Here is a 10,893-nt window from a genome sequence, read left to right as displayed (position 1 = left end):
AGCTGGTCCCACCCCTTCCCATCCCGAACAGGACCGTGAAACAGCTCCACGCCGATGATAGTGCGGATTGCCCGTGTGAAAGTAGGTAATCGTCAGGCTCCTTATGCTGTACGTCCAGAACCCCGGTATCTCCGCAAGAGAACCGGGGTTCTGGCGTTTACGCGCGTCGAAAAGCACGAAGCATCGGCGATGCGCAGAATGATCCGCAATACCGATTTAGAGACAGCTTGATTGAATTCGAATGCGAATTAAAGGCCGATCAAAAGCCGTCGAAGAGGCGGCTTTTTCGCATCTACAACGTGCGGATCGAATATCGCTTCAGCTAGCGGAACTGCTAGCTGGCGCATTAACCCCGCCTCAAGGCGGATGTTGAACGGAAGCCATCGCACAGACGCCACGCCGCTCAACACGCAGTCCAGATGCTGTGATTGTTTATCCGACACCGCCCCGTGCGAGCAGCAGCACACCAACAACATACTTCGATTAAGCGTAAACGATTCGCCCAAACAAAAAGCCCGTCACCTTCGTGACGGGCTTTTTCGTTCCAGCTCCAGTAGCGATTAACGCTCCAGGAACGGACGCAGCTTGTCGGCGCGGCTCGGGTGCATCAGCTTGCGCATCGCCTTGCTTTCGATCTGGCGAATACGCTCACGCGTCACGTCGAACTGCTTGCCCACTTCCTCAAGCGTGTGATCCGAGGTCGTGTCGATGCCGTAACGCATACGCAGCACCTTGGCTTCGCGCGGCGACAGCGCCTTGAGCGCTTCGTCGATGGCGGCACGCATGTTCGCGTGGATCGCTGCATCGGCGGGCGAGCTCGACGACGCGTCTTCGATCATGTCGCCAAGCGTTGCATCGCCGTCGTCACCGACCGGGCTTTCGAGCGAAACCGGCTGCTTGGCGATCTTGAGGATGCCACGCACCTTCTCTTCCGTCATGCCCATGCGAGCGGCCAGATCGGCAGGATGTGCTTCCATGCCGGTCTGTTGCAGGATCTCGCGCGAGATGCGGTTCAGCTTGTTGATCGTTTCGATCATGTGCACCGGCACGCGGATCGTGCGCGCCTGGTCGGCGAGCGCACGCGTCACGGCCTGACGCACCCACCACGTCGCGTACGTCGAGAACTTCCAGCCACGGCGGTATTCGAACTTGTCCACCGCCTTCATCAGGCCGATGTTGCCTTCCTGGATCAGATCCAGGAACTGCATGCCGCGGTTCACGTACTTCTTCGCGATCGAGATCACCAGACGCAGGTTGGCCTTGACCATCTCGCCCTTGGCTTGACGCATCTTCGCTTCGGCAGCGGTCATGCGGCGATTGATCGCCTTGATCTGCTGCAGCGAGAGCGAAGCAGCGGCTTCGATCTCAGCGAGCTTGCGCTGTTCGGCCTGGATGGCCGGCAGGCTACGCTCGATGGCGGGACCGTACTTGCTCGACGAAGCGGCAGCACGCACGCCCCATTCAAGATCGGTTTCCTTGCCCGGGAACTGTTCGATGAACGCTTCGCGCGGCATGCCGCAACGGTCAACGACGATGGCCAGCACATTGCGCTCGATCGCGCGGATCGCCGCGACCTGTTCGTGCAGCAGCGTGCACAGACGGTCGATGGTGCGAGCCGTGAAGCGGATCGGTGCGAGTTCCTGCTGGATGTCCGCGCAGATCTGCATTTCGGCGGCCGTTGCGCGTGCATCGGTGTCCGTGGTGCAGGTCATCTGTTCGAACAGCGCGCGCACGCGTGCGAAGATCGCCAGGCTGTCGGCCTTGAGCTGTGCGAGCTGGGCTTCGTTGGCCTTGGCGTTGTCCGCTTCTTCGCTGTCTTCGTCGCTGTCGTCCGACTCTTCGTCCGAAGCCTGGGCTTCGATCGCGTCGTCTGCGTCGGCTTCGGCTGCTGCCGGCGCGGGTTCCTGCTCCGCGTCGCCGCTGCCGATACCGTCGACGAGTTCGTCGATGCGCATCTCTTCCGCAGCAACGCGGTCGGCGTCGGCGAGAATCGTCGCAACGATCGACGGGCAAGCCGCGATCGCCTGGATCATTTCCTGCAGGCCGTCTTCGATGCGCTTGGCGACTTCGATTTCGCCCGCGCGCGTGAGCAGCTCGCTCGAACCCATTTCACGCATGTACATGCGGACCGGGTCGGTCGTGCGGCCGAATTCGGAGTCGACGGTCGACAGGGCGACTTCGACTTCCTCGTCGGCTTCGTCGTCGGCTTGCTGGTCTGCGCGTGCTTCGTCGTTCAGGAGCAGCGTATCGGCGTCCGGCGCCTGCTCGTAGACCTGCACACCCATGTCGTTAAACGTCGCGACAATGGTTTCCAGCGCGGCCGTCTGCGCGAAGTTATCGGGCAGGTGGTCGTTGATGTCGGCGTGGGTCAGATAACCACGTTCGCGACCGAGCTTGATGAGCGCGCGCATCTGGTGCTGGCGCTTCTCGAGTTGCGAAGAACCGTCCATTTGAGTCGTATCGCCGGTCTTGTCCTTGGATCCGCGGCGTGCGGTGCGGGTAGACGACGAGGCCAGCGCGTCTTCCCGGTCATGGCTAGTCAATACATTCTCCTCGAAAGGAATGCCCGGCGAGGGCAAAAAGGGTCACGCGCCAGCGGCGTGGCGTCCTGGCGATGACGAAATTGCAGGGGAATGGGCGGGGGCACGTGCCGGCCCGCCGAGCGAGCGCCAAACGCACAAGGGCGTGGCGTCCTGGATTTTCGTGCAATGCAGAAAGATCGCGTATGGTAGTGCGTTCCGCCAAGCGAGGCAACCCGAATCGTCGCGCGGACGCACGGATCGCCCTTCGCAGGGTCGAAACGAATTGGATACGAGATCTGAATGGCGCCTTCAGGCGCTCCGCGTTCTCTCAAGCGCGAGATTTGACGCAATAACCGGCCAATGGTTCGCACGTTTTCCTTCAGTGGATAAACGGCCAGGCGGTGCCGCAGCAAAATTGCGTCGAAATGGCGCATGGGCGCACGTGACGCGCTGCAATTGCTCCCCACTACGGCAGTTGCAACGCGACAACCTTCTATTATGAACGTATTTGGCTCCTTCTGCGTTGACTTCAACACATGGCCCGGAATATTACGAAGGAAATTCTTCATATTGCGGCAATGCATCGGTGATTTCGTACCAGGGCGCCTTTGAGCCGACGAATAGATGGCCCTGAGGGCGGATCGCGGGGGCATCGACAAGCGTGCCCATCGTCACATGTGCCCAGGCGCCTTCGCGCACCACGGAATAAAGCAGCGAGCCGCAGTGCCGGCAATGGATATCATGCGCTGCGGCAACATTTCCGTAGATCGCAACCTCGCTCGCGCCCTGTTCAAGGCGCAACCGTAGCCGCTCGATTCCCGCGAATGGCTTGAACGCCGCGCCCGTCGCGCGCCGACACTGCGAACAATGGCAGTTGAAGGCGTAACGGAATGCGTCCTCGACCTCATAGCGCACCACGCCACAAAGGCACTGGCCGCGCAACAGTGGACGGGTCTCTTCGACAGGCGTTGAGTTCATGGTGTTTGACAAGGGCGTCAGGCGAGCAACGACGACGTTCCGCGATTTCCTCTTCTATATATAGACGCGTCCCGGAAATTCGAGGCCCTTTGCGCATAGGTTCCCGACTGAAGCGAAAGGTCACCGTTTATGGGACCTTCAAACCCGCATCTGGCCGATTTCTATGCAATGTCGGTGCGACAAGGCACACAGGCAAGCCCGTAAAGCGACTAAACCTGCCTTTTTCGCGTCTCGCACGCCCTTCGACGCGAATTCAATCCCAAATCCGGTTACCTCAAGCCGATCGACCCTCAGCCGGCCCGCTCCCGCAGCTCCTTGAGCCCCCTGATCACGACGAGCAACGCGCGGCCATGCTCTTCCGAGCCGTCCCAGACATCGACGATGGCATTGCGCAGCAGCTCGTTATAAGCCGCGGCAGGCCGCGCCGCCGCCTTCATGCCGTAGAAACTGCATAGCTTGTTGAATGACGCGCTGCGCCGCAGCCTGCGTCCATTCGATAGCCGAAGCCGTGAGACGGTCGGTTGGCTGACCCCGGAAAGCCGCGCGATTTCGCTGGACGAACGGGTGTCCGCCGCCAGCCGGCGCAACAGTTCCTGCACGGGGAAATGAGTGTCTGGGACTTCCATGTCATGCATTATATCTATACAGTAGCACTTATTGAATTGCTTGCCGTATAGGCGGGCACGGCGCATTTCGAGGAAGTCGATGGCACTGAAACACCTACCGCCCACGTTCTGCTGGTCGAGGATCGGATCCGAAACAGGAGAAGATCTGTCGACGATCGTCCTGCGCAAGGAGTGGGAGCGTCGTCTGGGTGGCGGGCGTTTTCTGTGGGGCATCAATCAGTCACTCGGCAACAGCGCGCAGATTGCCGCGCTGCGTACCGGGTCGCTGCTGGCGCTGTTTTCGCCGGCGGCCAGCCGTCCGCGTATGGCGGAGGTTCGGCGCGAAGACGCGTTCGTGTGGAATGCCTGGATGGATACGAGCGGGCAGGTGCGCCAGTTGCCGCAGCATGTGTTCGTGACCAGCCGCACGCGCCTGCCGTCTGGCAAGTTGCGTGACCATCACTACGCGCTCGTCTGCGCATCGCCTACGGAACTCACGCTCGGCAGCAGCCTGCGCGTGCAGCCCGAGCGTCTGCGCAGCGTCAGCACGGCGAAAGCGCCGTGCGCCTCGCAGGGCACGGTGGTGGTGGATCGTGTGGATGGCGCGGCACAGCCGCCGCGCGCAGGGGCGGAGTTCGGCACGAAGGGTTATCCGGTGGCGTTCGGCGTGGAGCTGGAAGCGCCGTACTTCGTGAAGCTAGTGCAGCCCACCCGCGTGAAGGCGCGCGATATGGCGAGACTGCACGAAGCGGTGCGCAATGCCGATTTCGACGCCTACGTCGATCTCACGAAGCGTCTGCGCAGCGAGGCGCTGGCGCAACAGACGCGTGGCGTCACGAGCGATCTGTTCGAACTGGTGGCGAAGGCGCGCGAACTGAGCGCCGCGTTTCAGGCGGAGAACGAGGCGCAATCGCCCAATGCCCTCAACCGACGTATCGAGCCGCAAATCATGGCGAGCTGCGGCGAGACGCACGAACTGTTTGCGCGCGACCTCTTCGATATGGCGGCGGACGAGCGCCCCGCCAGGCCTACGCGACAATCAGCCAATCCGCAAGGCGATCTGCTACGCGCCGCTCGCCCGCGCGCCGCATCACGTGAAGCGGACTGGACGCAATTGACCATGGAGCTACCTCAAGACGATGCCTGGCCGCATCCGCAAAAACGCGGCCGTCCGACGTTCTCCTGAGGCCGGGCCACGTCAGTTGGCCTACTTTTCCGGATCTGCCTTGAGCCCCAGCGCCGCCGCCACCAGCGGCCAGCGCCCGGCGGCCTCCAGCCAGGCGTCCTGCGCCTGGACGTCGTAGTAGCGCTCGGCATCGACGCCATCGACAAGACGTGCAAGCGCGTCGATGTCGCCAGGCAGCAGCGGGCTGCGCCGCGTGCGCCCGGCGTTCCCCCAGAGTTTCAGCGCCATTTACTTGCCCTCCACCCAGACGCCGTCCGGCGTGTGAATTACATAGCCCGTCGGCGTGGTCATCGTCACGGTGCCCTCGTTCTCGCCCACCATGCGCGTCTGCGGCAGGTTCTGCGCGTACTGCGCGAGCGGCTGCGCACCGACCGCGAACGGGCTCTTCGCCACCAGATTCGCCAGTAGTTGCGCGAGCGCCAGATAGCTCGTCGGCTGATCGATCGTCACGGGACCGCCTGCGTGCTCGGTGCCCGCAGGTAGACCCACGACCTTTACGCCCACCGGCACGTGGACGATATGCGGCGTCGGGATTTCGCGCATGCCGGCGATCTGGTTCTCTTCACCGCGCAGCGCCGCACCGTGCTCGGGCACGAACACGATCACCGCCTTGCGTCCGGACTGCGCGACCAGATCGATCAGTTTGTCGACATCGCCAAGCAGCGTTTGCAGACGGATCGGATACGACTCCAGGCTCGTCATCTTCGTGTTGGGCAGACGGTTGCCGTCGTGCATCGACACCGTGTTGTAGTAGAGCGCGACCGGCCCGCCGCCCGCCGCGATGCGCTGCTTGTACCAGCGCGCGATCACGTCGTAGTCGTCGACCAGATTCGAGTTGTCGAACTCCTTCATGAACACGGGCAGGCCGTCGTTCGACGGAATCGTCACGCCCGGTACGCCGATTTCCTTGAGCACGGTGCCGCGGAAGTCGTCGAAGCGGCCATTGTGGTTGAGCAGCGCGTTCGGCGTGTAACCGGCTGCGGCCAGTTGCGCGAACAGATGGCACTCCGGCGGCGCGGGATCGTACAGCCCCTTGTGCGGCTCTTGCCCGCAGGTGGCGCGCAGCACGCGGATCGCGGCCGGCCCGCTATAGCTCGCGCCCGAGCTGAAGTTCTGGAAGATGTAGTCGAAGCGTGAGAACAGCGGGTTGCTGCGCTGCTTCACCACGTCCATGTCGTCCCACGAAAGCGAGCAGATATGCACGACGATGATGTCGAACTGCGCGCTGGCATCGCTCGTGATCGGCGTGAAATTCACGCGCCGGCCTTCTTCGTTGGCGCGAAACGCCGCGAGCTGCTGGTCGTAGCCGCCAGCCTGCTCGTTCTTCGGTTCATTGGCGTTGCGGCCTTCGCTGTCGCTGCCGTCCCCGCCGTTCTGGGCCAATGCACTGGTGGCGTTCGCCACCAGCGTGCCCGCGCCCTGATACAGCGGCACGCCCACCAGCGCGATCAGCACGAGCGTCGTCACGCGGATCCAGCGGTTGATCAGGAAGTAGAGCAGCACCGCCAGCACGACGGCGATGATCGCCTTGAGCGAAACCAGCCGCCCCAGCAGTTCCAGCATGTAGGAGGGCGTGAAGGTGAGCAGTACCGGAATCTGCGAAATCGCCCGGCTGATCGGCGGCCAGCCCGACTCGTGATAGAAGAGCGCGATGCCCGCGAGCACCGCAAGCACATTGCGCGTGATGCGCAGCCAGCGCAGATGCAGCGGCACGAGCAGCGCGATCGCGAACAGGATATTCAGCAGCCAGATGACCTGCAGCTTCCCGAGCGAGAAGAGGTACAGCTTGGCGGCGAAGTAGAGATTCCAGAGGCCCATGGTGTATCGCGTTCCAGCGTTATTGCGGCGTTTGTGCTGCGTTATGTGCGGCGGTGTTGCGAGCGGTCGTGTCGTCCTGGCTTCAAGGCTGCCGCGCGGGCTTGCCTCGTTCCTCGCGCCGCCGCATGAAGATGTTCTCCAGTGCGTCGAAGAAGGCGTCGGCCAGACGCAGATACCCTTGCCAGCTCAGCATGATCAGCTCGACCAGGCCGTTGAGCGGTGCATCGTCGCGCGGTACGTCTTCCCATTCGAGCCAGGCGTCGGCGCGACCGAAGGTGCATTCGACGAGACGCCGCTCGCGCTCGATCGACATGTCTTCGAAGCGAATCCCCAGATGCCGGTCCGCTAGCCGCGCGACCACGGCGGGGAAGTCGTGTTCGACCGCGCCGCGTGAGAGGCACACGCTCACACGCTCGCCGGACGCGAGCTTTTCCTCGCCCGCCTCGACAGGCAGCACGAGCCCAAGACCGCCCATCGAATAGTTCTCGGTCTTGCAGGCGAGCGTGCGGCCATCGGGCAGCGTCAGCATGGCGGGCACGCGCAGCGGAATGCGGTGCGCTACGCGCACCTGGCGCGCTTCCTTGGCCACGCCCACGGCCAGCCCCAGCACGGTCAGATTCACGAAGGCCCAGAACAGGTTCATACCGACCGTGGCGGGTTCGTCGGTTTGCCAGATCGTCAGCCGCCCGATACCGAACAGCACCGCCACCACATTGATCCCCAGCAGCACGAGATACGGCGTGGAGATGGTCCAGTCGAGGTAATCCTCTTCGATATGACCGCCCTTGGACGTCACATTGAACTTGCCGAGTTTCGGATTCACCACGGCGATCGTGGTAGGTAGCACGATGTACCAGGCCAGCACGCTCTCATAGGCTTCGGCCCAGAACGAATGCCGGTAGCGCCCCTGGATGCGCGAGTTGGCGATCGCAGCGGTCACCAGATAAGGCAGCACGTACGCGAGAATCACCGTCGCGGGCGTATTGATGACGTGCAGTCCGAAATACAGATACGCGCACGGCATCACAAGGAAGATCAGACGCGGCAGCCCGTAGAAGAAGTGCAGCATGGCGTTGCTGTAGCACATGCGCTGGAAGAACGAGAGGCCCTTGCCCGTCCACGGATTGTCGAGCCGGAAAATCTGCGCCATGCCGCGCGCCCAGCGGATGCGCTGGCCGATATGGCTTGCGAGACTTTCGGTCGCGAGGCCCGCGGCCTGCACCGTACGCAGATACGCCGAAGTGAAGCCACGGCGATGCAGACGCAGCGACGTATGCGCGTCCTCGGTCACCGTCTCGGTCGCGATTCCGCCAATCGACTCCAGCGGGCCGCGCTTGATGATCGCGCAGGAGCCGCAGAAGAAGGTGGCGTCCCAGAAGTCGTTGCCGTCCTGGATCAGGCCGTAGAACAGGCTGCCTTCGTTCGGCACGCGGTGGAATGTGTCGAAGTTGCGCTCGAACGGATCGGGCGAGAAGAAGTGGTGCGGCGTCTGCACCATCGCGCATTTGGGATCGGCGAGGAAGGTACCCACCGTGGTTTGCAGAAACGAGCGCGTGGGAATGTGGTCGCAGTCGAAGATTGCGATCAGTTCGCCGGACGTGAGCTTGAGCGCGTGATTGATATTGCCCGCCTTCGCATGCGTGTGTTCCTCGCGGCGGATGTAGCCCACGCCCACATGCGCGGCGAAGTCGCGGAATTCGTCGCGGTCGCCGTCGTCGAGCAGATAGATGCGCAGCTTGTCGCGCGGCCAGTCGATCGTGCTTGCCGCGAACACCGTCGGGCGCACCACCGAAAGCGGTTCGTTATACGTGGGAATGTAGATGTCGACGGTCGGCCAGTCGGCGGGATCGTCGGGCAGCGGCGAGGGCTTGCGGCGCAGTGGCCAGGCCGTCTGCACGTAGCCGAGCATCAGCACGATCCACGTATAGAGTTCGGCGGCAAACAGGATATAGCCGACGATGGCCTCGGCGGCGCTCGTCAGGTGCAGCGTCTGGGTGGAGCGCCACCAGACGTAGCGGCCCGTCATGATGATCGACAGCATCACCATCAGCATGGTGGCGAGGCGTCCCGGCACGCGGCGCGCAAGCATCACCACCAGCCAGACGAGGAAGAACAGTAGCACCTGGTCGCCCAGCGGCAGCGGCGTTGTGCAGATCGTGACCGCCGCAATGAAGGCGAGCCACAGCAGGCATTGGCGCAGGAAAGGCACGCGGTCGAGCGCTTCGGAGAGTTTTTCGAGGCGTTCGCGGATGCCGTCCCAGTTGATCGACGGCAGGCGTGCCGCAATGGCCGCGCTGGCTTGCTTGCCGCGCCGGTACAGCGGTTCGAGCTTGCGGTCAAGCCATACGCGCAGCGCGATCCTGTGCGGATGCGGCTGCTTGTGGAGCTTGCGCAGGTCGGCGGCGAAACGGCGGCGCGCGCGGCGCGGGCGCAGGAACAGGCGCAAGATCCAGGCGCTCTTGCTGCGGTCGCGGCCCATGTTCAGGCGCGCGACGATATCGTCGCCGAGGGTGGCGAAGGCAAGTGCGGGCCAGTCGCGCTTGCCGGGTCGCGGCGGGCGGAAGAACAGGCGCAGCAGCCACTGGCCGAAACCGGCATCGGGGGCCACGCTCAGTTCGGGCGCGCTCACGCGGCGCAGGCCTGCCCAGAGCGCGCTCCAGTAACGGGCCAGCGGATCGCTCACGTAGTCGGCCCAGAACGTCTGCACCCGGGCGCGGATCATCTTCTGCCCCCGGCGAAGCGGTCCGGCGGCGGCGGGCTCGCGCCTTCGGGCAGATCGCTTTGCAACTCGGCCAGCGCGCCGGTGGCCCAATGCGAGATCCACGAGGCGATGCCGTTGAGGTCGTGCGCGGCCTGCGAGCCGGGCGCGCTGCGGCAGAAGTTCGCGCCGCTGGCGAAGGCATTGGGCACGCCGGTATCGGCGTGAACGATATACGGCAGCATTGCCGGGCCCAGGCGTGCGCGCAGCAGCGCGATCAGGTCGGTGTGCAGCTGGCGGGCGGGCACCACGTTGTTGGCGACGAAGGCGGTGCGCTTGCCTGCGCGCACCAGCGCCTCGGTAAAGCGCGGCAGCGTGGCGCAGGCGGCGGCATCGGGCGTGAGCACGCCCAGTACGATATCGGCGGCTTCGATCGCCTGGCGCGCATGCGCCGATGGCCAGGGCGCGGTGTCGATCAGCGCCAGCGTATTTGAGGGCAGATCCACGCGCGTGAGCAGTTCGCGCAGCCAGCGGCGGTTGGCGTCCAGGCGCGCACTGCCATCGCCGTCGTCGCTGCTGTGGGTGGTCGGCTCGCCATCGGCGGTGACGCTGCCCCAGGGCAGCACCAGCACGCCGTCGTCGCTTTGCAGCGCGGCGCGGGCCCAGGCGTCACTGGCGGGGTTCGGGTCGTAGAGCTGCGTGACGAGCCCTTCGCGCGCGCTCTCGCGCAGGCCGAAATGCATGGCGAGCACGTTGCGCGGATCGCATTCGATGGCGAGCGCCGTATGCGAGCGCGCGGCGAGCAGCCCCGCGAGCGAGGCGGCGAGCGTCGTGCGGCCCGCGCCGCCGACGGCGGAGACGATCGCGACGGTTTTCATGAACGTGGCTCCGCGAGAGTGGCCTGGGAGGCGGCATGCGCGGGCGCGGGGGTGGCGGCGCGCGCGGCCGATGGGCGGCGGATCACCAGATCCTTGCGGCGCTTGCCGCGGATCACGAGCGCGTCGAGCTGCTGCGGCAGTTCGAGCGGACGCTGGCTCGCGGGCTTGGCCCAGTCGGGCAGATAGCGGCCCAGACGCAGGCGCCATA

8 protein-coding genes and 1 pseudogene are annotated in these 10,893 nt (G+C 64.2%); 1 reads left to right on the top strand and 8 read right to left on the bottom strand.

Annotated elements, in window-relative coordinates; genetic code table 11:
- Positions 1–560 precede the first annotated feature (560 nt).
- From rpoD to F3J17_RS35665, 3 genes are all read right to left on the bottom strand, one after another.
- The gene (gene rpoD / locus F3J17_RS35675; protein ID WP_167070502.1) at positions 561–2,543 is read right to left on the bottom strand and encodes an RNA polymerase sigma factor RpoD; all 1,983 of its coding nucleotides are present in this window, start codon (positions 2,541–2,543) and stop codon (positions 561–563) included.
- A gap of 528 nt (positions 2,544–3,071) precedes the next feature.
- Complete coding sequence (locus F3J17_RS35670; protein WP_167070504.1) at positions 3,072–3,500, bottom strand: GFA family protein; 429 nt, start codon at positions 3,498–3,500, stop codon at positions 3,072–3,074.
- Between the two features lie 290 nt (positions 3,501–3,790).
- Entirely contained in the window at positions 3,791–4,126 is a 336-nt protein-coding gene (locus F3J17_RS35665) for an XRE family transcriptional regulator (protein WP_167070500.1), read from the bottom strand.
- A gap of 79 nt (positions 4,127–4,205) precedes the next feature.
- Here F3J17_RS35665 and F3J17_RS35660 point away from each other — a divergent pair, with 79 nt between their 5' ends.
- Positions 4,206–5,291, top strand: coding sequence for a hypothetical protein (locus F3J17_RS35660; RefSeq protein WP_205195116.1), 1,086 nt, complete (start codon positions 4,206–4,208; stop codon positions 5,289–5,291).
- 21 nt (positions 5,292–5,312) lie between these two features.
- On the opposite strand, the gene bcsR is transcribed toward F3J17_RS35660, so the two are convergent.
- The 5 genes and pseudogenes from bcsR to F3J17_RS35635 all read right to left on the bottom strand — a co-directional run.
- The gene (gene bcsR, locus F3J17_RS35655; protein WP_167070498.1) at positions 5,313–5,519 is read right to left on the bottom strand and encodes a BcsR/BcsP family cellulose biosynthesis protein; all 207 of its coding nucleotides are present in this window, start codon (positions 5,517–5,519) and stop codon (positions 5,313–5,315) included.
- Positions 5,520–7,109: a cellulose biosynthesis protein BcsG gene (gene bcsG, locus F3J17_RS35650; protein ID WP_167070496.1), complete on the bottom strand. Its 1,590-nt coding sequence runs from the start codon at positions 7,107–7,109 to the stop codon at positions 5,520–5,522.
- 82 nt (positions 7,110–7,191) lie between these two features.
- Positions 7,192–9,831: a UDP-forming cellulose synthase catalytic subunit gene (gene bcsA, locus F3J17_RS35645; RefSeq protein WP_167070494.1), complete on the bottom strand. Its 2,640-nt coding sequence runs from the start codon at positions 9,829–9,831 to the stop codon at positions 7,192–7,194.
- Positions 9,828–10,685, bottom strand: coding sequence for a cellulose biosynthesis protein BcsQ (gene bcsQ, locus F3J17_RS35640; RefSeq protein ID WP_167070492.1), 858 nt, complete (start codon positions 10,683–10,685; stop codon positions 9,828–9,830). The genes bcsA and bcsQ overlap by 4 nt, the downstream gene beginning before the upstream one ends.
- Positions 10,682–10,893, bottom strand: a pseudogene (locus tag F3J17_RS35635) (hypothetical protein); the annotation flags it as partial. The gene bcsQ and the pseudogene F3J17_RS35635, both read right to left, overlap by 4 nt.

It is taken from the genome of Burkholderia sp. Ax-1719 (assembly GCF_011753055.1).
In the GTDB taxonomy this organism is placed as follows: domain Bacteria; phylum Pseudomonadota; class Gammaproteobacteria; order Burkholderiales; family Burkholderiaceae; genus Paraburkholderia.
This window is presented reverse-complemented; position numbering and strand designations above follow the sequence as displayed.

Coding starts and splice junctions, on each gene's coding strand:
- F3J17_RS35670 (WP_167070504.1), bottom strand. CDS start 3,500: ATGAACTCAACGCCTGTCGAAGAGACCCGTCCACTGTTGCGCGGCCAG.
- F3J17_RS35665 (WP_167070500.1), bottom strand. CDS start 4,126: ATGGAAGTCCCAGACACTCATTTCCCCGTGCAGGAACTGTTGCGCCGG.
- F3J17_RS35660 (WP_205195116.1), top strand. CDS start 4,206: ATGGCACTGAAACACCTACCGCCCACGTTCTGCTGGTCGAGGATCGGA.
- bcsR (WP_167070498.1), bottom strand. CDS start 5,519: ATGGCGCTGAAACTCTGGGGGAACGCCGGGCGCACGCGGCGCAGCCCG.
- bcsG (WP_167070496.1), bottom strand. CDS start 7,109: ATGGGCCTCTGGAATCTCTACTTCGCCGCCAAGCTGTACCTCTTCTCG.
- bcsA (WP_167070494.1), bottom strand. CDS start 9,831: ATGATCCGCGCCCGGGTGCAGACGTTCTGGGCCGACTACGTGAGCGAT.
- bcsQ (WP_167070492.1), bottom strand. CDS start 10,685: ATGAAAACCGTCGCGATCGTCTCCGCCGTCGGCGGCGCGGGCCGCACG.